Genomic DNA, 23,758 nt, shown 5'->3' on the forward strand with positions numbered 1-23,758 from the left:
TACAATCTCAGACTTATTGAATACATATAGTACTTATCAGTAAATTAATCTATTTATGGCAATATTACATCCCTCTCCTCTTGGTGGTAAAAAAAATACACGTACAGTCGGGCGCAATTTTCAGTCGGGATTTTTAATCCTATTCACTCTCTCAATGTTAACGGGCATTGGGGCGAGGTTAGCTTATTTGCAAATTGTTGAGGGGGAAACGCACCGCCAACGGGCTGAGTCTAACCGCATTCGGGTAATTGCTAAACAACCAGAACGCGGAAATATTTTTGACCGGAATGGCAAACTGTTGGCTAGTACACGTTATCCTCGTTCTGTGTATCTTTGGCCGATGGCACATACTAAACCTTCTTGGCCAATTGTTGGGCCAAGGTTAGCCAGCATTTTAGATATTCCCCAAGCAGACATCGAAAAAAAGCTAGATGAAGCCGGTGCATATTCATCTTCTTTAATTAGAATTGCCCGTGACTTGAATGAAGCACAAGTCACGGCGATGAAGGAGTATGAAAACGAACTACCAGAAGTAGAAGTTCATACGGAAGCCGTACGTTACTATCCCCACGGCACAGCCCTTGCTCATGTACTGGGTTATACACGAGAGTTAACCGCTGAACAGTTAAAAGAAAGAAAACAAGAAGGCTATCGCTTAGGTGATGTCATCGGTCAGATGGGAGTCGAAAAGGCTTATGAGAAATTATTAAGGGGTGAATGGGGCGGTCAGCAAGTAGAAGTAGATGGGGCTGGGCGACCGTTGCGGGTGTTAGGAGAGAAACAAGCCAAAGCCGGGAATGATCTACACTTGACCTTAGATTTAGATATACAGAAAGCTGCCGAAAAAGCCTTGGGCGATCGCGATGGTGCTATTGTGGCGATTAACCCAAAAAATGGTGCAGTTTTAGCCTTAGTTTCCCATCCCACCTTTAACCCCAATATCTTTTCTAAACAAAAACTCACGCAAAAAGACTGGGAATCTGTCCAAGGTGAAGACCATCCTCTGGTAAATCGCGCCCTCAGCGCCTTTCCCCCCGCCAGTACTTTTAAAATTGTCACTGCAACTGCGGGGTTAGAATCAGGGAAATTTTCTCCCAGCACAGTTTTACAAACCTACGGTTCTTTAAACATTGGCGGAACCAGATTTGGCGAATGGAACCATGCAGGTTTCGGGCCTTTAGGATTTGTCGGCGCATTACAGTGGAGTAGCGATACTTTCTTTTATCAAATAGGTAGGGGAGTTGGTGGCCCGACTTTAATTGAATGGACTCGCAAGTATGGATTTGGGCAAAAAACTGGCTTTGAGTTCACCTCAGAAGAAACCAAAGGTTTAGTCCCAGATGAAAATTGGAAGCAAAAAGCCTGGAAAATCCCCTGGACTGTCGGCGATACAATTAATATGTCTATTGGTCAAGGTGCTTTACAAACCACACCTTTGCAAGTAGCGATTATGTTTGCAGTTCCAGCAAATGGTGGCTATCGAGTCCAGCCGCATTTACTCAAAGATAATGAAGAAGCTAAAAGCTGGCGTGAATCTTTAAATATGCAGCCGACAACCATTAAAGTTCTGCGCGATGGACTACGTAAGGTTGTGGCTGAAGGTACAGGTAAAGCTTTAAATAAGCCGACAATTCCCTCTGTGGCTGGCAAAAGTGGTACAGCAGAAGCCTGGAAAAATCGCGTCAAGCAAAATCATGCTTGGTTTGGTGCATATACGCCAGCTGATAACCCAGAAATGGTAATTGTCGCTTTTGCAGAACATTCTGGTGGTGGTGGTGGTGCGATCGCCGCGCCAATGATTTTACAAATTATGGAAGACTATTACCAAAGAAAGTATCCAGGTAAATATCAAAAACCAGAGGCGAAAAAACCATAGTTTGAAAGTGGGCTAAGTCTGGCAACATTGGTTTTATCAAAACAGAATTCAGGAGTCAGAAGCGAGAATTTAGAATTGGATTCTCGGCGATATTATTGATTTTGACTTCTGAATTATCTTGCAATTCAATCCAGTTTAATGAATATTCCGCCTACAGACTATGAATATCAATTTGTTCTTACTTTAGACAGAGAGAAGAGAAGCCTTCTGAGTTGTAGTATTTTAGATGTCTTTCTTGATTCATTTAACAAGAAGATATTCCAAATCTTCTGACAGATGTATTGCTAATTTAAAAGACTCAAACAAATTAAGGTTTTGATTATTTTTATCATGCCTATATGCCTAAATTGTAGTGCAGAGATGAGGCGTTCTTTTGTTTGGAGCAACATATCAGTTCCCGAACGGATTATGTTGGCTATTGATGGGAGTCCGAGATAGCAGAAGTTTTGCAACAAGGATTTTATGAAAGCATTATTGCTCTACCCTCAGTTTCCCCAGTCCTTTTGGTCTTACGATCGCTTCATGGAAATCGCCGGACTGAAAGCCGTTTTACCGCCACTAGGAATTATCACAGTTGCAGCACTACTACCCCAAGAATGGGAAATTAGATTTTGCGATCGCAATGTCAATCTGGAAACAGAAGCTGATTGGGAGTGGTGCGATATCGTCATCTTGTCGGCAATGCTGGTGCAGAAACCAGATTTTCATGCCCTGATTCAAAAAGCTGTGCGCTTAGGTAAAAAAGTCGCAGTCGGTGGCCCTTACCCAACATCTATTCCACAAGATGCTTTGAACTCTGGAGCGCATTATTTAATTTTGGATGAGGGGGAATTAACTGTTCCGCAATTTTTAGCAGCCCTCAATCAAGGTCAAGAACAGGGGATATTTCGCTCTCTGGAAAAACCTGATGTCAGCCAAAGCCCCATGCCTCGTTTTGACTTGCTAAAACGGGATGCTTACTTGATGATGGCTATCCAGTTTTCTCGCGGTTGCCCCTTTAACTGCGAGTTTTGCGATATTATTACGCTCTACGGTCGCAAACCACGCACAAAAGAGCCTCTGCAAGCCATCGCCGAATTACAAACTCTGTATGATTTAGGCTGGCGAGGGTCATTATTTATTGTTGACGATAACTTTATTGGCAATCAACGGAACGTCAAACGTTTTTTGCGGGAGTTGATTCCTTGGATGCAGCAGCACTCCTATCCCTTCACATTCATCACTGAAGCCTCTGTGAATTTAGCCGAAGATGAAGAACTGTTGCAATTAATGAATGAGGCAGGTTTTTATGCAGTTTTTCTCGGCATAGAAACTCCTGACCAAGAAAGTTTGCACTTAACACAAAAACTGCAAAATACTCGTAGTCCTCTGGTGCAAGCCTGTCAAAAGATTAATCAAGCAGGCATACTCATCTATGCAGGATTTATCCTCGGTTTTGATGGAGAACGCCCAGGCGCAGGAGAAAAAATTCAGGCTTTTGTCGAACAAACCAATATTCCTCAACCAATGTTGGGCATTCTTCAAGCTTTGCCCAATACTGCTTTATGGAACCGTCTGCAAAAAGAGCAGCGTTTATTAGAAAGTAAGGGTATTGGTGGAACTGAAGTGGGAGACCAGAATACCTTAATGAATTTCATCTCCACACGTTCCATTGATGAAATTGCCAGAGAATATGTAGAGGGCTTATGGACTTTATATGAACCTAGAAACTATCTGAGACGCTGTTTTCAGCAATGTCTAAGTCTTGGTTCCCTCGCCCAGCGAAAACAAGCTATGCAATTGTCTCCAGGCAAGGCATTGCGGCTGGTTGTTCAGTTAATCTGGCTTCAAGGCTTACGTCAACCGGAAATTCGTGTGCAGTTCTGGCAACAACTATGGGCAATTCTGGTGACAAAACCGCAAGTTTTAAATATGTATTTAGGACTATGCGCTGCGGGAGAACATTTTTGGGAGTACCGAGTTTTAGCTAGGCAACGAATTACTCAACAATTAGGCTACGACCCACTCACAGCCTCTGCATTACCTAAGCAAGAACCAGTACTAGTAAAGTAGGATAGGCGATCGCCTACCCTACTTTACTATACCAACCGTTGTGCGCGATCGCGCTATTTAAAGTTGACTAGGCGAGATCCCCGACTTCTTTAAAAAGTCGGGGATATGAACACTGCTAATTTTGAGATTTATTACTATTTACTATCTATTAATTCATCTAAAGAAATACCAAAATTTATATTTTCATGATAAAAATTACAATTATCGTTTCGGCAATTGCTGGGACTGTGCAACTGTAGAAAGCTTTGCCAACATTTGAGTGCGAGATGAAACTTCTAGCTTGCGGAACATTCTTTTTAAAGCTTGTTTCACAGAGTTCTCGGTAATCCACAATTCACGACTAATTTCTGCATTGCTTCGTCCTTGGGCGACTAAAGTAGCAATTTCCAGTTCACGAGGTGTTAAACGCGCTGTTTGTAAGGGTAGATGTTGGGATTTGCTCATTGTTACCCAAGTGGAAATATGCAGACAAATCGCACTCAAATCTGTGAGGTTGTGGGAATCGAATGCAGGCATTCCTTTTTCACGGGTAAATCCTATAGCACCTATTAGCTGACCATTACTGACAATTGGCCCTGCCATTACGTGCCAGTGGTCAGCACGCGGACAAATCAATCGCCATGTTTTCGGTTCTACTACCAAAGCTTCATGAACAGGCGCATGGCGTTCTAATAAGTAGCGGGCAACTGGGTTGTATTGGGGTGATAAAGCAACTTGCAACACTTTTTGAACATTGCTGTCAATTAGATGAGTTTGATTAAAGAAAAACAGTCCGCAGCGTGTAGCTGAAAAATACTGACTCATGTCTGCGGATATGTGCGATCGCAATGTCTGTTCATCTTTAGCTTGGGCAATTGCACGAAATAGAGCGATTAAAGCAACCATAATTGGCAAATTGTACACTTTCGAGGTCTAGGAGCAGTATCACAATCAGATTTATCTTAGCTGTAGTCAAATTCAGTATTTACCTTTTTGGAGAAATTTACTATGACTACAAATTCTGATTACGCTGATCCATCAGTTATTGTTGATACTCAATGGCTGGCAGATCATCTCAATGATCCTCATGTTCGCATTATCGAAGTGGATGTGAGTCCAGAGCCTTACAAAAATGCTCACATCCCTGGTGCTGTATTTTGGAACATTTTTACAGATTTACTATTGCCAAATTTGCAGATAAATTTTGATGCGATCGCTTTTACAAAGTTGATGGCACGCTCAGGCGTTACCAATAATACAACAGTAGTTGCCTACGGCAGTTATCCCGGCATCGGCGGCTGGATTTTTTGGTTGTTAAAAGTCTTTGGTCACGATAATGTCCGAGTTCTCAATGGCGGCTATCAAAAATGGCAGTCAGAAAATCGTCCCCTCGCAACTGAGTTATCTACATTTCCCAGCACTGATTATCAACCTCAAGCGCTTAATCATAGTTTGAGAGTCTTACATCCTGAAGTTGAAGCGGCAATTCATCAACAGGAACCCATTTTGTTAGATGTCCGCACAATTCAAGAATACAACGGTGAGTGGTTTTTTAATCAGCCACCCAAGGCCAATGAACGCACCGGACATATCCCCAGCGCAGTTCATCTCGAACATCTCCTGACACTAAATGAAGATGGTACTTTTAAATCATTCGACGAATTAAAAAATCTATATACCAGTAAAGGTATTACACCCGATAAAGAAATTTTTCCCTATTGTGCGATCGGTGGGCGTTCTGGATACACTTGGTTTGTTTTAAAGTATCTACTCGGCTATCCAAATGTTCGCAATTACGACGGCTCTTGGAATGAATGGAGTCGTTTAGTAGACCCATCCGCACATGGCAAATGCTGATGGTGACTGGGCTTGACAAATTTGGATACAATAAAATAATCCTTTGGTGAAAAACAAGGAGGGAAAAGAGTATGTTTGTTTTTAAGGTTCTGCTCGCTCTTTTCTGGAATCTTTTGATTTTTGGGGGACTATTATTTATCCCAGCAGGAACACTTTTTTGGTGGCGTGCGTGGATATTTCTTGGTGTTGTTTCTGTGAGCGTGATTGCAGTGATGATCACTGTGTTCCGAGAGAATGAAGAATTATGGAATGAACGCCTCAAGCCATTCATCCAGGAAGGTCAACCTATTGCTGACAAAATTATTATTAGCCTTTTCGTCATTGCATTCTTCTGTCTAATTGCTATTATTCCCCTAGACCTGTTCCAATTTCACTTATTGAGCAAACCAGGTACACTAATTTCCAGCTTAGGACTGTTGCTTTTTATTGTGGGTTGGTGGATTATTTCTCTTTCTTTCAAGGAAAATACTTTTGCTGCACCAGTAGTCAAGCATCAGACAGATCGTCAACAAATAGTAATAGACACCGGAGTTTATAGCTTGGTGAGACATCCTATGTATGCAGGTGCGATTTTATTGATGATTGGGATGCCTTTGTGGTTAGAATCTTATGCGGCAGTTTTGTATTCGATATTACCTATACTACTGTTAATTGTACGCGTTCAGTTTGAAGAAAAATTCTTACGCCAGGAATTAAAAGGTTACGATGTTTATACCGAAAGAGTTCGATACAAGCTTTTACCATACCTTTGGTAAAGGCAATTAATTACAATTCCATCATGAACTGATAAGTAGAGTGGCGTAAATATTTACTGTTCTGTTCCCACAGGCGTAGGTGTTTCTGTCGGCGTTTCTATCGGTGTGGGCGTTTCTATGGGTGTGTCTGTGGGTGTTGGTGTTGGTGTTTCCACAGGAATGGGATTTTCCGCAGAAATAGTGAGTTGATAATCTACTGATGTTGAGGCTGTAGAAGCGATCGCAAACTCATAATATCCCTTTTCGGGTAATTCTGCGGTTAAAGTGCGTTTTGTCGAGTCTTCTAAAAGTCTGATTTTGCCAGAGGGGGAATAAACTGATAATAAAACTTGAGAACTCGCTTTGAGATTCAAATCTAAGGTTTGCCCTTTAGCTAGTCCAGCAATGAAAATTTTACCAGTTCCTGGTTTGAGAGTTCCACTGACTGTTTTACTTGTAGCTTCTGGATCAAAAACAATCTTGGCAAAAGCATTGCCATTGAGGATAGCACTAAGTTGATCATTCACAAACCCATACCAAACTTGCCCGATGGGTTCCTTCATAAAATCTCGCCCACGCTGTTCGGGAAATATGCGGTAAAAAGCTACGTCGCCTAAATCATATAAAGCACGACTACCAACGTTAATTTTATTGACTGCGGCTTTCCAGCGATCGCGATCGGCTGCGGTATAATTCCCTAGTTGTCGCCGTGATTGATTACTGAGAACGGAAAGTTTACTTAACAATTCATCCGCAGTTTTATCCCAAGCCGCCCGCAAACTTTCATCTTCTGGTTTATCGCTGATGGTACGCCCTTGTAAACTAGGATTTCTCCGCCAAAAGATTTGATTAACTAAGTTTACATAAAAGCTTTGCTCAATTCCCAACTCTTGACGGCGATCGCTTAATTTTTCTTTGCGTTGCTTTTCTTCTGGGGAATAATTCTCGGAAGCATCAACGGGTTGGGTAACGCTGGGTGTTGGTGTGGGGTCAATATTATTCCCACCATCATTATTATTGCGATTTGTCCCTAACCACAGTACCCCAATCACACTAACAACTGCTAATGTTGCGGCAAAGGTTTTAGTTGGTGTCCACTGACTTTTGGCTTGGGAAATAGGTGCGGGGGATGCAGGAATGAAACGCGGCGGTGTTGGATTAACTGAAGGAGAAGGGGCGACTGCGAAAGTAGCGGAGGTTTCCTGCTGAGGTGTAACAGGTGGTTGAGTGACAGGATATTGAATCGGTGTAGGGTTAAGTGCGTGTAAAACTTGACTAGCAGATTGATAGCGATCGCTCGGACGAGGCGCTAACATTTTATCTAACACCTGTGCTAACATCGGACTCACACTAGCGTCCTGCTGCCATTTCCAAGCCAGAGTGTAATTATCTAATAATTCTTGTGGTTGTTTACCTGTTAATAATACTAATATCGTGACTGCCAAAGCATATAAGTCACTATGGGGCGATACTGCACCAGTTTGCATTTGTTCTGATGGTGCAAAACCGATTTTACCCAATAAAGTCGGCGCGGGCGTAGCTGCTGCACCTGGTTGGTAATATTGCGAAGCAACTGTGGCGACTACTTGTTTCACACCACCAAAGTCAATTAATACTGGTAGTTGGTCGGCAGTGCGTAAAATTAAATTATCTGGCGAAATATCTCGATGAATCACATCCTGGGAGTGGATATATTCTAAAACTGGCAAAATCTGCTGTAATAGTTGCCGTACTTCTGCTTCTGTAAACCGTAAACCTTGCTGTTTGCGGGTATTTAATAAAGAATTATATGTCTGTCCCTCTACATAATCTTGCACTAAAAACAGGTATTCCTTACCTTGCAGATTTGTCCGAAACAGTTCACGAAAGCGGGGAATTTGGGGATGTTGCAACTTGTAGAGAACACTAGCTTCACGCTGAAATAGTTCTTCCGCTTTTTGTAAAACGTAAGCTGTTTGTACTTGGGGAGAAAATTCTTTTAAAACACAAAGTTCGCGGAAGCGGTTGATATCTTCAGCTAAATAAGTGCGTCCAAATCCACCTTGCCCGATTTGACGGACAATAACATAGCGATCGCTTAAAGTTAAACCAGCTTGAATACCATTACTTACAGGTAAACCTTGCAAATTCTCACCACACTGGAGACAAAATCGGCTACCTGTGGGATTTTCATGACCTTTAGAGCAATAGAATTTAGTCATTGGTCAATAGTCAATAGTCAATAGTGGTGAATGAGTCATACATTCTTCCCCTACACTGCTGCACCCTTGCACCCTTACACCCCTGCTTCCTATCACACTCATCACCCTGACACCTTAACTAATTGTTCGATTGTATTTTACTAACTTTATCAGCCGCGATCGCATACCAAATTTGACCGTAAGTTTGTTGGTTCTGTTTCTCCTGTTGCTTTCCGGGAAATAATTCGGCAAATTTTTGATTTGTCTCTTTGTTCAACTGACTCATTGTATAGTCACCTAACTTTCCAGTTCTAGCTTGCAGTCTCCATCTTTCGTAATCTTTTTGACTGTAGCTTCCCATTTTCCTACGTGCGGCGGGGCTGAGTTCAGCCTGTTCTAGTTTATCCAACAAGTCATCACCAATTCTCAACCACTCATCGCGCAAAGCCTTATCTTCCGATTTCGATGTGATGGTGCGCCCTTGCATTTCTGGCTTCTGACTGTAAAATAAAGCGTCTACCATCCGGATGAAGAAGACTTCTGATATTTCCAACTCTTGACGACGCGCCAGCACATCCCCATTTCCTTTGTTGCTGACTGGTTGAGCCAGCGGATTAGGTAATGATGGTATTGTGGGCAATGATATAGAAGGTATGGTGATAGATGTTATACCTCTGACTACGGCATTTACCGCTGCCAAAGTGCCAGCAACTGTTAAACCGACTATGGCTGTACCCAGCATACTCACTGCAAAAGGACGTAACCACATAGGTAAAGGTAAAGTCCGGCTCACAGCTTGAGTTCTTTGATGGATTCTACTGACTATCGCGTTAGCGCGTTTTTGTCCCGGCGAGACTATTTGAGTCTTCAGTTTGGTAATATATGGATTACCTGGTTTAGTGACAGCTGGCGATGGTAACTCTTTGAGAACTTGTTCGGCTGTTTGATAGCGATCGCTCGGTTTATAAGCCAGCATCTTTTTCAATACCGATTCTAATTTGGGGCTAACTTTAATTTCCTTACCCCAATACCATAGCCCTTGATAGCTGTCGTATAATTTTTGCGGTTCCTTCCCTGTCAATAATACGAGTATCGTCACCGCTAAAGAATATAAATCACTGCTGAGAAATACTTTTCCTTGACGAATTTGTTCTTCCGGTGCGTAACCTTTTTTACCTAATAACGTGTGATTCACCGCTAACTTTGTGAACCAAAACCCTTGGGATGCGGGTAATTGCTTCACCCCACCAAAATCAATCAGCACAGGTAAATGGTCAGAACGCCGCCAAATCAAATTATCCGGTGAGATATCACGATGTACAACATCTTTGGAATGGATATAAGACAACACAGGTAAAATCTGTTGCAGCAGCAGAATGATTTCTTCTTCCGTAAAAGTTTGTCCTTTAGCTTGACGTTGTTCTAATAACTGGCAATAATTATCACCCTCTATGTAATCTTGCACCAAAAAGAAAAAATCTTTACTACCTATCTGCACCTGTAAAGAAGCATGAAACTGGGGAATTTGCGAATGTTGGAGTTTTTTCAGTACGTTTGCTTCCCTTTCAAATAACTCCTTGGCTTTGAGTAAATCTTGTTGTGCTTGGACTTGTGGCGCAAATTCCTTCAGCACGCACACTTGATTGGCTTTTTGTTTATCTTCGGCTAAATAAGTACGTCCAAAACCACCTTGTCCTAGCTGACTTATAATTTGATAGCGTTGATTGACAATTTGCCCAACAGCCAGAGGCAATGGTTCACCGCAAGTGGTACAAAACCGATTACTGTCAAGATTTGTGTGTTGTTTACTGCAATAAACCTGCATGGTGCTGAAGGATAAATGAGGGTTTTTATAAATTACTACAACCAGAGTAGTTCTGTTTACGGATAATACTTCATCTAACTCCGCGTACCTTTGTCTTGAAAAGTTTGCTCAACGGAGGGAACCCGCGCACGCAATTTCTCTCCGCACGCAACTTTTCGCTGCGTTTACCTCCGCATCCCTGGGCGTTTAAAATCAAATCGGCTTGATATTCAACGACTGGAGATAGATTTATGAACGCTAATTCCCAACAACAGCGAAGCATCAAGGCATTTGAAGATTTCATCTCTACACCTATAGAAACCCTACTACAAAGACACTGCAACACCGCTAGTTCACCAACAGTCTTAACGTTATTTCACGATGTCGCCGCAAATGTCCCAGCGTACAAGGCATTTTTAGCAGAAAGAGAAATTAATCCTGATACAATTCAGACTTTAGAAGATTTTCAGCAATTACCTGCGATCGCTAAAGAAAATTATATCCAACGTTATCCTCTGCCCGATTTGTGTCGCAATGGTCAATTAGCAGAGTGCGATATGATAGCCGCTTCTTCTGGTTCCACAGGTAAACCCACATTTTGGCCGCGCTTCTTCACCGATGAACTGCAAATTGCTACACGCTTTGAGCAAATTTTTCATGATAGTTTTTTTACAGACACTAGACGCACCCTTGCAGTAATTTGTTTCACCCTGGGAACTTGGGTGGGGGGAATGTTCACGACTAATTGCTGTCGCTATCTAGCGAGTAAAGGTTATCCCCTCACTGTTATTACACCTGGTAACAACAAAGAAGAAATCTTGCGCGTAGTTCAAGAACTAGGGGGAAATTTTCAGCAAGTTGTCCTTTTGGGATATCCGCCATTCCTCAAAGATGTCATTGACACAGGTTTAAGTCGTGGGGTGGAATGGTCGCAATATCACATTAAGCTAGTCATGGCAGGAGAAGTATTTAGCGAAGAATGGCGCAGCTTAGTTGGTGAAAGAGTAGGTTCGCAAAACCCTTGTTACGATTTCGCTTCACTTTACGGAACTGCGGATGCTGGCGTGTTAGGTAATGAAACGCCTTTGAGTATTTGCATTCGTCGTTTCTTAGCTAAAAATCCCGATGCGGCTAGAGCGTTATTTGGTGAGTCTCGTTTACCCACATTAGTCCAATATGACCCCACCAGTCGCTTTTTTGAGGCGCAGAACAACTCTTTATTATTCTCTGGCGACAATGGTATTCCCCTAATACGCTACGACATTCTCGACACTGGCGGAATTATTACCTACGATGCAATGCTGGAGTTTTTAGCAGAATGGAACTTCAACCCACTAGAAACACTCAGCACTCAGCACTCAGCACTAATAACTCAGCACTCCCCCAGAGGAATTCACCCCTTACCTTTCGTCTACGTTTTTGGACGCTCTAACTTTACGGTGTCTTACTTCGGCGCAAATATCTATCCCGAAAATGTCAGTGTTGGCTTAGAACAACCAGTCATTCAAACATGGGTGACTGGTAAATTTGTCTTACAAGTTAAAGAAGATGCAGACAAAAACCGATTTTTATCTGTAGTTGTAGAACTAGCACCAGACGTTGAAGGTAGTGAAGACAAACGCCAAGCCATCACCGAGTCAATTCTGGCGCAATTGTTACGCCTCAACGGTGAGTTTGCTAATTATGTTCCCCTAGAATATCAAACACCACAGGTTGCTTTAGCAGCAACAGGCGATCGCGAATATTTCCCCATCGGCGTTAAGCACCGCTATACACGCAAGTAAATGGAAATTTTGTCAAACTTGATTAATCTACGTATTCTCAGGCTTTATTAACTTTACAATTTTTTGCTAAATATTGTAGTAAGTTGCTTAATCAAACATTTTTCCTCTTAAATATAATGCAAGTAAGCACTTGCAAGCAAAATGACTAAAAATATCCGTTCATCCACTCTCACCCGTACACGTTTAATCGCAGCCGCTTCACAAGTATTTGCTAGTTTAGGGGTACAAGGCGCAACTACCCGTGAAATAGCTCGCGTTGCAGGTGTCAATGAGGTCACTTTATTTCGTCACTTTGCCAGCAAAGAACAACTCCTCAAAGCAGTTATTGAAAATGCTCTCACACTCCAAATAGAAGCATTGGCTCACCCTGAAACTTGGACACAAAATTTGCGTGTTGACTTAAGACGCTATGCCAAACTTTATAACAGTATGCTTGAAGCTCAAGAAGACTTAATTCGTACGTTCATTGGGGAAGCTAAACGTCATCCAGAAGCAGCTAAACAAGTCATTCAAGAAGCTGTTCAACCATTAAGCGAAAAACTCATTGCTTATCTCCAATCTTGTCAGAAAAATGGTACTGTTAGACCTGAATTTGATCCAGTACCAGCAGTTGATATGTTTACTGGAATGCTACTTGCAGGTATGCTTTGCCACAACGCCAAACTCAAAAACAAGAATTATAGCCGTGATGAATATATCGATACTTGTGTAGATATTTTTGTCCGAGGTATTAGTTTAGCTCCTGTACCAGTTTTAAGTACAAATAGTATTCATAATTAATATATTTAATAGATAAAAATAATTTATTTTCAGACACCAGACCTTATTTAATAAAGTCTGGTATTTTAACTACATAATCAAACTTCTACTAAAGCAAAATCCTCCCAGATAATAGCTTACGCAAAAAGCTAAATAAACCAATTGCCACATTAATCTGCATCTGGGTTTTGCGTGCTTCATCTATATCTGCTAAGATTTTTTGCATTTCTTGGATATTTTCAGAATTTACCCCGATAACAATTTTATTAATAATCGCGGCTCTCACACTATCTATTGTGTATTTACATTCATGAATTGCTGGTCTTAATGTATTCACTAAATCCCAATTACTTTTATCTTTTGCTTGCTTCAATTCAAATTGCAGCATCAGCAATATATCTTGTAATTCATTTTCTGTATTTTGTAATTTTTGTAGATCAATACTATCTTTTGGCTCTGCTTGCAACTGAGCAATAATAGTTGATAAACCATCAATTGTTTTGTTACCTACTACAGATATAATGTTATTTACAGGCTCATGATTCATAATTTTTACCCTTTTAAATTTGGCATTTAAGTTGAGATTTATCTGGCTTTGATTGCCCATTGACAACATCTATAAAGAAACTACTCAGAGTTTTATCTGATTTTATTTCTTGCTCAACAACGTTGATTCTACCTGTCAATGAACTGTAGTTATTCCCAGTAATATTTGTAGTTAAACTTAAAATTTGGGTAATTCTCGCCGAAATTACATCAAAGCTAAGATGGGGATATTCATCAATCAGTTTCGAGAGTCTTTGTCCTTTATCTGCTGCTACTATAAATTTAGCGATCGCATTGTCGATCATTTCCCTTTCTTCTAAATCTAGACTTCGCCATTTATTGATTAATCCACCAACTTGATTTTCAATTTCCTGCTTGTCAGTTTCAGATATATTCGCTTCTCTATAAGCTTGACGCAGCTTAATTAACTCTACACCAATCTCTGCTCGTTCCGGATTTTTCGGTTTGGGTGGATTTTTTTGTAAAAGTTGAGCAAGACGGAGCATTTTTACAGTTAAACACCTTGCAGGTTGAGCCGTTTGCGCTACTATCTTGCTACTGCCATAATCAATTGCTTCCAGATTTGTAAATATATCTACAACCTGATCATATTCTGCCTGTAAATTATCTAATGCTGCATCAAGCTCTGACGGCTGCTTTTCTTCACCTAAAATAATTAAATCCAACTGTTGAAAATTAATACTACCATCATCACTATTATTTTCAATAATCGGATTATTGAGTAATTCATTGATCATTTGATTTAGCTCATCACCCGTTGAGTCTCTCAGTTGCAGTTGATTAATTTCTCTATATGATGTAATAGCTTCAAAAGCTTGATAACGGAAGTTTTCTGCTGTTACCCTGAGTATGGCTCGTTTTTCTGGTGTACAGCTACTAATAGTTAAACTAATAGCCACAAAAATTAAAGCGAATTTACGAGATGTACTTTTTACCCAACCACAAAAATTGATAGACATCATGATTCAATACAAATATGCAAATTTATTAAATCACTGTTATTTAATATCTGCTACTATAGTGTTTTAATAGCTCTAATTTTTAAAACTTAAATATTTGTTTTTAATCTGCCTAGGAAGAAAATATTTGATTTTTGTTACCAAATATAAAAATATGAATAGATATAATTTATTTACATAATTGCCATAGAGTTGAAATGCGATTTTTTAATTAAAAATTAAGCAAATCAAAATATCTACCAGAGAAATTACCCAATTTTTTTAGGTTCTCTTAATCTAGGGCTGGCTATCTAGCTTAAGTAGCATATATCTATATAGTTATAATTGAGGATTGTAAAATTAACTCCAAACTCTCAGATAGAAGCGGCAAAGCATACAGCCAAGTTATAATTCTCTTGCGGACGAGCGTAACAAAAATTTATGAGTAACCCCCTTTTACAAGCCTTTTTTGTAGGCAGAGCAGTCGCTGAAGTAGTTAATGAGCGTTTCGAGGTTGCCTTAACCGATGCGTTGAGTGAATTAGGGAAATTTGATGCAGAAGCCAGAGAACAACTGCGTCAGTTTACAGAAGAAGTCACACAACGAGCAAATCGTGCAGCAGAAGCGGCTAATGCGGGTCAAACAACTACATCTAGTCAAGACCCCGTTGATTTGCAAGCAAATATTGATGAACTAAGAGCCGAAATTGCGCTACTGCGTAATGAATTACAGCGTTATCGCAGCAGTTCTGTATAGTTAACAGTCAAAGTCATCGCCAATGACCTAGACACGTTAGCAGCTACTCTGACGAATTCTCCGCAGGAGTAAGCTCAGGGTATGACAAATGACAAGTAGCAAATGACACCTTTATCAAACACACTTTAGGGATCAGAGTGTCTTATCTTCCAGTTGATTCAGTGACAAACCAACGGTACGCCAAAGATATGGAACAAAGTTATTCAGACAAAGCATACCGTTGGAATCGTGAAAACTACTCTAGCAAACGTCGCTTTGTGGACATTTGGTCTTTTGTATTGACCTTTATGTTCAAATTGTGGCGTTACAACAAATCTTGGAGTTATCCAGGTGGTGTAACGGAAGCAAAACAAGCAGCAAGGCGTAAAGCTCAAGCAATTTGGGTTCGTAACACCCTACTAGATTTAGGCCCGACTTTTATTAAAGTTGGGCAATTATTTTCGACGCGTGCGGATATATTTCCTAGTGAATATGTTGAAGAGTTATCGAAGCTGCAAGATAAAGTTCCCGCGTTTAGCTATGAGCAAGTAGAAACGATTATCGAGCAAGAACTGGGAAAAAAAATTCCTGAACTTTTCCAAAGTTTTGAACCTATTCCTTTAGCTGCTGCGAGTTTAGGTCAAGTACATAAAGCTGTGCTGCACAGTGGGGAAGCTGTGGTTGTCAAAGTACAGCGTCCTGGACTCAAGAAGTTATTTGAAATAGATTTACAAATTCTCAAAGGAATTGCTCGTTACTTCCAAAACCATCCCAAGTGGGGGAAGGGACGAGATTGGATGGGGATTTATGAAGAATGTTGTCGCATTCTTTGGGAAGAAATCGATTATCTCAGTGAAGGTCGTAACGCTGATACATTTCGCCGGAACTTTCGTGGTTACGACTGGGTGAAAGTTCCCAGAATTTATTGGCGTTACACCTCGCCACGGGTTCTAACTTTAGAATATCTGCCGGGAATTAAAATTAGTCAATATGAAGCTTTAGAAGCTGCGGGTTTAGACCGGAAGTTAATTGCGCGTCAAGGCGCTCAAGCTTATTTACATCAATTGCTGAATAATGGCTTTTTTCATGCTGACCCCCATCCAGGTAACATAGCTGTCAGTGCAGATGGTGGTGGTTTGATCTTCTATGACTTTGGCATGATGGGGCGAATTAAGTCCAATATCCGAGAAGGACTGATGGAAACCCTGTTTGGCATTGCCCAAAAAGATGGCGATCGCGTGGTAGAATCACTGGTTAATTTAGGAGCGATCGCACCAGTAGATGATATGGGGCCAGTACGGCGTTCTGTCCAGTATATGCTGGATAATTTTATGGATAAGCCGTTTGAAAACCAATCAGTTGCAGCAATTAGTGATGATCTATACGAAATAGCTTATAATCAGCCATTTAGATTTCCCGCAACTTTCACTTTTGTGATGCGAGCTTTTTCCACTCTAGAGGGAGTAGGTAAGGGCTTAGATCCAGAATTTAATTTTATGGAAGTTGCCCAACCTTATGCAATGCAGCTTATGACAAACATGAATGGCGCTGACAGTAATAGCTTCCTGAATGAATTAAGTCGTCAAGCAGTACAGGTGAGTACGACGGCATTTGGGCTACCACGTAGGCTAGAAGATACCCTAGAAAAATTAGAGCGTGGCGATATGCGTGTGCGCGTGCGTTCCATAGAATCAGAACGTCTGTTGCGGCGACAGGGGAATATTCAACTAGGAATCAGCTATGCTTTGATAATCAGTGGATTTACTCTGTCAGCTACCATTTTATTGGTGAATCATTATGTATGGTTGGCGCTGCTCGCTGGTTTGATTGCAGCAGCAGTCTCAGTAATTCTGATCCGCTTGCTTCTTCGCCTTGATCGTTATGAACGTATGTATTAATTATTGCCTTAAAAAATTATGAAATTGAAATTCACGGGTTTTAGTGATCCGGGACTTATTCGTTCTAGTAACCAAGATGCTTATTATGTCGATCCCGAAGGACGATTTTTTATTGTCGCTGATGGGATGGGCGGTCATGCTGGCGGTGAAGAAGCAAGCCATATTGCAACACGCGAAATTCAAGCCTATTTAGTTGCAAATTGGAATTTGCCTGAATCAGACCCAGAATTACTCGAAAAGGCTTTGTGGCAAGCTAATGAAGCCATTTTGCAGGATCAGCAAAATCATCCAGAACGCGCTGACATGGGTACTACTGTTGTAGTAGTACTTTTTCGCCAAGTAGAAGCTCCTTGGTGCGCTCACATCGGTGACTCTAGATTGTATCGCTTACGTAGGTCACAACTAGAGCAAATCACTGAAGACCATACTTGGGTAGCAAGAGCAATTAAGGTTGGCGACATCACTCCAGAAGAAGCCAGAATGCACCCCTTCCGCCATGTGTTATCGCGTTGTTTGGGTCGGGAAGACCTAAATCAATTTGATGTGCAACTGCTGAATTTGAGCGCAGGCGATCGCTTATTGTTATGTAGTGATGGTCTCACCGAAGAGCTGATAGACGAAAAGATTGCTGATTATCTGCAACACCCCTCGCTAGAAAAAGCCTCTATTTCCCTGATAGAAGCTGCCAAGGAGCAAGGCGGACACGATAACATCACTGTTGTCATCGTAGAACTACAAAATTGAATTAGCAGACTGTAAATCGTCAATAGTGACTGGTCAAAAGTCATTTTGACAAACATTCCTTCATGCTTCAAAGCCACCAGTTGCTGCTTTGCAAAAAGCCTTTGTGGTAGAATTTTTTGTTGCTTATGACATTTGCTTGATCAGGAATTACGCCAGAAACCGAAAAATTAAGGTTTTAGAGAAGGGCGGGAGGATACGCTCACAAACGTAGGTTTTTCGCAGAGTAATGAGTAATAACTCTAAAAATAACGAAATAATCTGAGTTTGCTCACCCTATCCCCAAATCTTGGTGCGTAAGTTCTAGCTCTATACGCCATAAAACCGACAATAATCTTTTTCGGTAGTTCCAAAATGGGAGGCCTTGTGAAAAGGCTATCTCTCCCACCTTTTAAGGCAAATTTTTGCCAAATCCAAAATTGCTTGACTCTGAACTTTATTTTTAGTAAATATACTCAGCAATTTGTTCAGCCTGAGCATTTTTATTCTTTACAACTTGATAAAAATACTTTTAACTTCCAAAATTTATCAGTTGGAGGCTAAGTTTCTATAATTTGTTGAATTGACATCTTGCACCTAATACGATATGGCGCATATAATTCAGGTTTAATACCTTATATTTAACCTTGCACCAATCGCCTTCTCCACACTAGAGAAGCTCAAACTCGGCAAGGCTAAAATTAGGTATTTAATTTCACTATTTGTGAAATTTCCCGGAATATGCCTCAGCATACTTGAGTTGTATACCAGTAGGTTTAGGCAAAAGCTGTTAAAGACCCTAAAAATTTATCCCAAGGGGTGTGGGCAAATAGTCAAACAATTGTTATCTTTCTTAATACGTAGGAACAAATGTAGAGCTACTATTAGCCCTCCAACTATCCCTGGTAGGATAGAAATTCTCCCGCTAAATCTCTTTTTTACGCGTTGTTTTCGGAGTTTACTATGAACCAGCCAATTGAATTATCTTTGGAACAACAATTCAGCATTCGTTCATTTGCTACTCAAGTGCAGCACATGAGCCACGACCAAGCGAAAGACTTTTTAGTCAAACTTTATGAACAAATGGTTGTGCGCGAGGCTACTTACCAAGAGTTGCTCAAGCATCAGTGGGGCTTAGATTCTGGTTCCACTCTGGCATAGCATTATTTTTGTGTCGCAGTGGGCGACCTCCTTCTCTTGCTCGGTTCCAAGAAGGAAAGGAGCTGGGGATGCTGGGGCGTCAACTTTAGTTCAGCAATTGTAAATTGATTGTTTTTAACCTAACTCTATGCCAAGCCAACATAAAGGCTCCACATATTTGTTAAGACTAAATCGTATTGTCGGGGATAAATTAGCAATTATCAAGTAGCCACTACACATAAGTTATGGCTATTTAAGTGAACTAATTTATGTGCTGTATTGGATACATAGCACGATTTGCGTAAATCCAATTAATCTTAGTTGACCACTTGCCATCGCTAATCATTATATTTGCTATAACGCAGGGCTTACAACCGAATATAGATTTTTTGTTATAAAAGTTTACATTTTGCAATCAGCCATATCCTAGCTCGAAAGATCGAGGGGAATGTCTGTAGCCATTGCTTCTAATTTAGATAAGATTTGAGGTTTAATTCTTTCGTATTCACTTTTTAGTACATTTTTACTAAGCTGCGGATCAACTGATGAAGCTGAGATTTGACTTTCTTTTGCCCACTGTTCTAGATTTTGGCGTTGAGCCGTAGCGATACTGCAAAGTAGGATATGAGAACAGCGACTTGGAACTTCCCGCGCAAAGAATAACAATCGATAGTAACCAGTGTTTGCTAGTAATCTAGCTATTTCTTGCCCAAAAGTAGTCTTGAGATCAAGATAGTAAGGCAACCACTTAACACCGTGCTTACGATTGTAGATAACAGTAATCCACAGTGCCATCGGGTGAGGGGCGGGCAGAAATAGAAATTGATTATAACGATCGCAGGCAAACCTTTTGATAATTTCCCGTTGTGGTAACATCACCCAAAGAGTTGGGACAACTTCGTTATGAAGACGAATCTTTTGGGGAAAAACAATATCGGCAATTGGCTTATTGTCTGGCCAAGAAACAGAGCGCAGAATGTCATCATTGGAAGGTAACACCTGTACATCAGCTTTTGTTTTTGGCTGAACCTCCACAGGCATTGTTAAGCTACGACTAGCTACAGGTTTTGGTGCTGGGTTACTTGGCAGAACGATGGGTGAGCGATAATTTTGTTCGATGGATTCTAAGACCTTCAAGATGTCGCTCACCGTTTGAGGGCGATCGCTTGGTGCTTTAGCCAGACAACTCATGACTAAATTTTGTAACTCTTGGGGAATTTGTAACCCAGGATGAACCTCAGTAAATGAGCGTGGTTCAACAGAGTGATGAGTTTTATACCATGCACCAAAAGAATGAGTGGGTGCTACTAACGGCATCTTGCCTGTCAGCATTTCAAACATCATCACACCTAAACTGTAAATATCTGAGCGATTGTCTAATTCCTTCCCTTCCATCTGTTCGGGAGAAGAATAAGCCAAAGTTCCCAAATAAAATTTTGTCTGGTCTTTATTTCCTTGGAGTAACTTAGCAATCCCAAAATCGAGAATCTTGACTAATTCCCCAAAGCTTGAATCTTGAATTACCAGCATATTGCTGGGTTTAATGTCACGATGAATAATTGGGTAAATAGTGCCATCAACTGGTATACCATCATGGGCGCATTGTAACCCCAAGCTGATTTGACGCACCATACTAAAAAATCTGGGTAAAGCTAGATGGTGCTGACGAATAATCTGACTGAGGCTGTGTCCTTGAAGATATTCCATCACGTAAAACGGCGTATTATTTTCATCTACGCCATAATCCATAACTCTTACAATATGAATGCTTTTTTGCCCTAACAAAGCACAGGTTTTCGCTTCTCGCTCAAAGCGTTCTTGTAACCGCATCTTTTCATTTTGAATCGACAGAGCGAGGAACTTGACAGCGACAGGTACACCTCCCAACAAAATATCTTTAGCACGATAAACTCGACCCATTGCTCCAGTACCAATTAATTCCTGAAGCTGATAGCGTTTGCCGAGTAAGCGTCCAATGTTGGGGTCTGACATAAAACATTCGACTCCAAAAGCAGATTGATTGTAAGTGTGTAGGAAAATAAGTGCGTTTAAACTGGCATTTTTGATTTGTCTAGAATTTGTTTCTAAACTCATCACTAAAGTTCAGAAGTAGTATTGAGTCCTCCGAGAACTTCTAGTATTGGCTTGCGGTTTGTAAGCAAGTGGTTTTTACAACTGCTGGAAGATGCCAATTCAAATCTACGGAATGGTAGATTCATTCTGAAGTTGGCTAACATTCCGCATTATGATGTTGATTTATTTTTAGTCTGCCCAAATTTGACTAAATAATTATCTATGGTTTCTATTGATTTGCGATCGCTCGTCCTGGTTTCAATCTCCTAGTTTTAACTCTGGGGTTGTACTCAGCAACGCCAGTTGCTTCTCCTAATCGGAGACGCTGCGCGAACAAGTCGGCAGAGCCGCCCAACGCACTGGCTCCTCAGTACTATTTCAGCGGTTGACGTTCTAAGCTGGCTTCCATCGTACTAGTGAGAGAATGACCTGACATAACCCCACAACTTAAATAGTAAGTATCATTGGAAAGACGATAGGCTGTTTCAAAGCCACTGCGACGTTGGCGATCGCTCAGTACCCAATAACGCTGGACAATTGTATCTAGACCAATCCAGCCTTCGCCTTCAATTTGCCCGAACAGATTATGCTGAAGCAAAAAAGTATACTGGCGTTCGCCTTCGTGCAAACGCCCTTTGTATAGTAAAGAGATTTCCGGGCGATCGCTGCCAGGAAAAATCAGCTTTGTGGCCATTGTGAACCAATTATCTCGATTCCAAGCAACCAAGGTCATACCCTTAACGCTGATTGGCATTCCATTGCGTTCTAGCCAATTGCCTTGTAATGTCCAGCGTCCTGGTTCCATTAAAAAAGTGTGACCCACCTTCTCAGTTCCTTGTCTTGATCGAGTACCCTTACGACTCAAAGATATATTTGAAACCTGAAAATGTCAGGTGTCTAGTACCATTTTAGATTTTGGATTTTAGATTTTGGATTGGGCATTGCTGTCTGCGCCTGGGTTGTGTCAATCTATTTGTCTCAATCATTTGGTGAATTTGTATAAGTCATCAAAACTTATTTTCAAGAGGTTTTACACAAATATGTCTGTTAAAACTTGGTTTAGAGGTGTGAGTGTTCAAAACCCTCACACCTCTATAATTTCTCAAACCTTTGATTTTGCGTTTTTATCCGTAAGTCTTATTTAAGCTGGGTGAATTTCTCCTAGTAGTACTTCATGAGGTGCGCCTGTTGCTGATGGTAGGTTTCCAGGAATACCTAGCTGTCGCCAGTAGGCTAAAACCGCAAATGCGATCGCTTCTTTAAAATCTGCACTCAAGCCGACTTCATGGGTAGTTAAGACGGGGATTGTTTTGAGTAATGATTGTAATCTTTGTTTTAAATATAAATTGCGACTACCGCCACCACATAAAAAAACGCGTTGTGGCATTTGTGGTAAAAAAGTTTGGTAACTGTGAACAATCGAAGCAGCCGTCAGTTCCGTTAGGGTTGCTAAAAAGTCAGCTGGGCTAAGTTGGTATGGCCCGGCATCTTTTAAACATTGATTTAAGTAATCTACACCAAATAATTCACGTCCTGTAGATTTGGGTGGTGGTAGATGAAAATAATCTTGTTGTAACCATTGTTCAACCAAAGGTTGGCAAGGACTACCAGTAGCTGCCCATTTGCCATCTTCATCGTAGGTTTTCGCACCATTGGTTAAATGCTCTACTGCCAAATCTAACAGACTATTTCCAGGGCCAGTATCCCAACCACGCATTTTTTCTAACCAGTTATCGCGGCGCGGTGGGATATAAGCTACATTACCGATACCGCCGAGATTTTGAATGCAACGTCCTTCTTCTGGGTGACTGAGTAAATAAGCATCTACTCTAGGTACAAGTGGTGCGCCATGACCACCAATAGCAATGTCAGCCACACGAAAATTACTGACAGTTGTGATACCTGTAAGATGAGCAATCAAATCGCCACGGCCAAGTTGTAATGTGTAGCCTAGTAGAGAGTTACTCTCTCCTGTCCCCCTGCTCCCCCCTGCTTTTATAGGTGGTCGATGGTAAACTGTTTGCCCGTGGGAACCGATTAAAGTTGCTGGCTGATGACCTGTTTGAATATTTTCAGCAGCTTGAGCAAAGCTGGAGGCGATCGCATCATCTAATTCGGCCAATTCTGCCATTGAGATGGCTTTGCCTGCACAAACAGCTAAAATACTTTCTCTGAGTTCAGCAGGATAAGGATATGTTTGCCCTGCTAACAACTCAACTTTGAGATCTAAATCTGTACCAGAAATATCTACTAAAGCAGCGTCAATGCCATCTACGGATGTACCACTAATTAAACCGATAATACGAGTCATAAGTATTTGTCAATAGTTGTATTGGTCAATAGTCATAAATGACAAGCTACACAAAAATTTTCGCAAATCCCACAGCATCGCTATATAGCAGTTAAGGTAGGGAACAGGAAACAAAGAATGTATAAAGTAATTTGGGAAAATCGAGAGGCTCAGATCCCCGATTTTTTAAAAAAGTCAGGGATCTTTTAGTTAATAAACAATTTAGGAATGCCATGTCAGTCTAATGATACATAGTAAATCTATCCTAAGTCTGTTAATCAAAATTACTACTCAGTACATAATTGCTAATGTTCCACTTTTGTTTGTGCAGCGATCGCTCCCCTAAATTTAGGCTAATAGGAGCGATCATTT

Annotated in this window: 18 protein-coding genes; 10 read left to right on the top strand and 8 right to left on the bottom strand. The window is 41.0% G+C overall.

Translation table 11 applies throughout. From position 1 onward, the window contains the following. Nucleotides 1-55 precede the first annotated feature (55 nt). Entirely contained in the window at nt 56-1,876 is a 1,821-nt protein-coding gene (mrdA, locus tag NCWK1_RS07100) for a penicillin-binding protein 2 (protein WP_103124231.1), read from the top strand. A 462-nt stretch (nt 1,877-2,338) separates the two neighbouring features. Then, complete coding sequence (locus NCWK1_RS07105; protein ID WP_103124232.1) at nt 2,339-3,928, top strand: B12-binding domain-containing radical SAM protein; 1,590 nt, start codon at nt 2,339-2,341, stop codon at nt 3,926-3,928. A gap of 201 nt (nt 3,929-4,129) precedes the next feature. On the opposite strand, the gene NCWK1_RS07110 is transcribed toward NCWK1_RS07105, so the two are convergent. After that, on the bottom strand, nt 4,130-4,813 hold the full coding sequence (locus NCWK1_RS07110) for a LuxR C-terminal-related transcriptional regulator (protein WP_103124233.1): 684 nt from the start codon (nt 4,811-4,813) through the stop codon (nt 4,130-4,132). A gap of 102 nt (nt 4,814-4,915) precedes the next feature. On the opposite strand from NCWK1_RS07110, the gene NCWK1_RS07115 reads away from it, so the two are divergent. Then, a complete protein-coding gene (locus NCWK1_RS07115) occupies nt 4,916-5,764 on the top strand; it encodes a sulfurtransferase (protein ID WP_103124234.1) in 849 nt (282 codons plus the stop codon). 71 nt (nt 5,765-5,835) lie between these two features. Further along, nucleotides 5,836-6,519 (top strand): methyltransferase family protein, encoded by a 684-nt coding sequence (locus tag NCWK1_RS07120; RefSeq protein ID WP_103124235.1) that lies wholly within the window; start codon nt 5,836-5,838, stop codon nt 6,517-6,519. 53 nt (nt 6,520-6,572) lie between these two features. On the opposite strand, the gene NCWK1_RS07125 is transcribed toward NCWK1_RS07120, so the two are convergent. Both NCWK1_RS07125 and NCWK1_RS07130 read right to left on the bottom strand, forming a co-directional pair. Next, a complete protein-coding gene (locus tag NCWK1_RS07125; RefSeq protein WP_103124236.1) occupies nt 6,573-8,699 on the bottom strand; it encodes a serine/threonine-protein kinase in 2,127 nt (708 codons plus the stop codon). A gap of 118 nt (nt 8,700-8,817) precedes the next feature. Beyond that, the gene (locus tag NCWK1_RS07130) at nt 8,818-10,503 is read right to left on the bottom strand and encodes a serine/threonine-protein kinase (protein ID WP_103124237.1); all 1,686 of its coding nucleotides are present in this window, start codon (nt 10,501-10,503) and stop codon (nt 8,818-8,820) included. A gap of 230 nt (nt 10,504-10,733) precedes the next feature. Between NCWK1_RS07130 and NCWK1_RS07135 the strand changes: the two genes are divergently transcribed. Together NCWK1_RS07135 and NCWK1_RS07140 are read left to right on the top strand one after the other, a co-directional pair. Continuing rightward, entirely contained in the window at nt 10,734-12,266 is a 1,533-nt protein-coding gene (locus tag NCWK1_RS07135) for a phenylacetate--CoA ligase family protein (protein ID WP_103124238.1), read from the top strand. 141 nt (nt 12,267-12,407) lie between these two features. Next, nucleotides 12,408-13,046 carry a TetR/AcrR family transcriptional regulator gene (locus NCWK1_RS07140; RefSeq protein ID WP_096575984.1) on the top strand — a complete coding sequence of 213 codons (639 nt, stop codon included), beginning with the start codon at nt 12,408-12,410 and terminating at the stop codon, nt 13,044-13,046. Nucleotides 13,047-13,134: 88 nt separating this feature from the next. On the opposite strand, the gene NCWK1_RS07145 is transcribed toward NCWK1_RS07140, so the two are convergent. Beyond that, entirely contained in the window at nt 13,135-13,572 is a 438-nt protein-coding gene (locus tag NCWK1_RS07145) for a hypothetical protein (RefSeq protein WP_146033958.1), read from the bottom strand. A 13-nt stretch (nt 13,573-13,585) separates the two neighbouring features. Continuing rightward, the gene (locus tag NCWK1_RS07150; protein ID WP_146033959.1) at nt 13,586-14,554 is read right to left on the bottom strand and encodes a hypothetical protein; all 969 of its coding nucleotides are present in this window, start codon (nt 14,552-14,554) and stop codon (nt 13,586-13,588) included. 417 nt (nt 14,555-14,971) lie between these two features. On the opposite strand from NCWK1_RS07150, the gene NCWK1_RS07155 reads away from it, so the two are divergent. The 4 genes from NCWK1_RS07155 to NCWK1_RS07170 all read left to right on the top strand — a co-directional run bounded on the left by NCWK1_RS07155 (nt 14,972) and on the right by NCWK1_RS07170 (nt 19,044). Next, nucleotides 14,972-15,286: a DUF6825 family protein gene (locus NCWK1_RS07155; RefSeq protein WP_103124239.1), complete on the top strand. Its 315-nt coding sequence runs from the start codon at nt 14,972-14,974 to the stop codon at nt 15,284-15,286. Between the two features lie 188 nt (nt 15,287-15,474). After that, nucleotides 15,475-17,163, top strand: a complete 1,689-nt coding sequence (locus tag NCWK1_RS07160; protein ID WP_096584805.1) for an ABC1 kinase family protein — start codon at nt 15,475-15,477, stop codon at nt 17,161-17,163. An 18-nt stretch (nt 17,164-17,181) separates the two neighbouring features. Further along, nucleotides 17,182-17,907: a Stp1/IreP family PP2C-type Ser/Thr phosphatase gene (locus NCWK1_RS07165; protein WP_096575976.1), complete on the top strand. Its 726-nt coding sequence runs from the start codon at nt 17,182-17,184 to the stop codon at nt 17,905-17,907. A 939-nt stretch (nt 17,908-18,846) separates the two neighbouring features. Next, nucleotides 18,847-19,044, top strand: coding sequence for an NblA/ycf18 family protein (locus NCWK1_RS07170; protein WP_015113604.1), 198 nt, complete (start codon nt 18,847-18,849; stop codon nt 19,042-19,044). Between the two features lie 405 nt (nt 19,045-19,449). Here NCWK1_RS07170 and NCWK1_RS07175 read toward each other — a convergent pair whose 3' ends face one another. The 3 genes from NCWK1_RS07175 to NCWK1_RS07185 form a co-directional block, all read right to left on the bottom strand. After that, entirely contained in the window at nt 19,450-21,015 is a 1,566-nt protein-coding gene (locus tag NCWK1_RS07175; protein ID WP_096584802.1) for a serine/threonine protein kinase, read from the bottom strand. Nucleotides 21,016-21,469: 454 nt separating this feature from the next. Then, complete coding sequence (locus tag NCWK1_RS07180) at nt 21,470-21,919, bottom strand: hypothetical protein (RefSeq protein WP_096575974.1); 450 nt, start codon at nt 21,917-21,919, stop codon at nt 21,470-21,472. 318 nt (nt 21,920-22,237) lie between these two features. Next, a complete protein-coding gene (locus NCWK1_RS07185) occupies nt 22,238-23,407 on the bottom strand; it encodes an anhydro-N-acetylmuramic acid kinase (RefSeq protein WP_103124240.1) in 1,170 nt (389 codons plus the stop codon). Nucleotides 23,408-23,758 lie beyond the last annotated feature (351 nt).

The organism is Nostoc cycadae WK-1 (assembly GCF_002897135.1).
GTDB lineage: Bacteria > Cyanobacteriota > Cyanobacteriia > Cyanobacteriales > Nostocaceae > Nostoc_B.

Excerpts from the sequence above, each read along its gene's own strand:
- mrdA (WP_103124231.1), top strand. The coding sequence starts at position 56 with ATGGCAATATTACATCCCTCTCCTCTTGGTGGTAAAAAAAATACACGT.
- NCWK1_RS07105 (WP_103124232.1), top strand. The coding sequence starts at position 2,339 with ATGAAAGCATTATTGCTCTACCCTCAGTTTCCCCAGTCCTTTTGGTCT.
- NCWK1_RS07110 (WP_103124233.1), bottom strand. The coding sequence starts at position 4,813 with ATGGTTGCTTTAATCGCTCTATTTCGTGCAATTGCCCAAGCTAAAGAT.
- NCWK1_RS07115 (WP_103124234.1), top strand. The coding sequence starts at position 4,916 with ATGACTACAAATTCTGATTACGCTGATCCATCAGTTATTGTTGATACT.
- NCWK1_RS07120 (WP_103124235.1), top strand. The coding sequence starts at position 5,836 with ATGTTTGTTTTTAAGGTTCTGCTCGCTCTTTTCTGGAATCTTTTGATT.
- NCWK1_RS07125 (WP_103124236.1), bottom strand. The coding sequence starts at position 8,699 with ATGACTAAATTCTATTGCTCTAAAGGTCATGAAAATCCCACAGGTAGC.
- NCWK1_RS07130 (WP_103124237.1), bottom strand. The coding sequence starts at position 10,503 with ATGCAGGTTTATTGCAGTAAACAACACACAAATCTTGACAGTAATCGG.
- NCWK1_RS07135 (WP_103124238.1), top strand. The coding sequence starts at position 10,734 with ATGAACGCTAATTCCCAACAACAGCGAAGCATCAAGGCATTTGAAGAT.
- NCWK1_RS07140 (WP_096575984.1), top strand. The coding sequence starts at position 12,408 with ATGACTAAAAATATCCGTTCATCCACTCTCACCCGTACACGTTTAATC.
- NCWK1_RS07145 (WP_146033958.1), bottom strand. The coding sequence starts at position 13,572 with ATGAATCATGAGCCTGTAAATAACATTATATCTGTAGTAGGTAACAAA.
- NCWK1_RS07150 (WP_146033959.1), bottom strand. The coding sequence starts at position 14,554 with ATGATGTCTATCAATTTTTGTGGTTGGGTAAAAAGTACATCTCGTAAA.
- NCWK1_RS07155 (WP_103124239.1), top strand. The coding sequence starts at position 14,972 with ATGAGTAACCCCCTTTTACAAGCCTTTTTTGTAGGCAGAGCAGTCGCT.
- NCWK1_RS07160 (WP_096584805.1), top strand. The coding sequence starts at position 15,475 with ATGGAACAAAGTTATTCAGACAAAGCATACCGTTGGAATCGTGAAAAC.
- NCWK1_RS07165 (WP_096575976.1), top strand. The coding sequence starts at position 17,182 with ATGAAATTGAAATTCACGGGTTTTAGTGATCCGGGACTTATTCGTTCT.
- NCWK1_RS07170 (WP_015113604.1), top strand. The coding sequence starts at position 18,847 with ATGAACCAGCCAATTGAATTATCTTTGGAACAACAATTCAGCATTCGT.
- NCWK1_RS07175 (WP_096584802.1), bottom strand. The coding sequence starts at position 21,015 with ATGTCAGACCCCAACATTGGACGCTTACTCGGCAAACGCTATCAGCTT.
- NCWK1_RS07185 (WP_103124240.1), bottom strand. The coding sequence starts at position 23,407 with ATGACTCGTATTATCGGTTTAATTAGTGGTACATCCGTAGATGGCATT.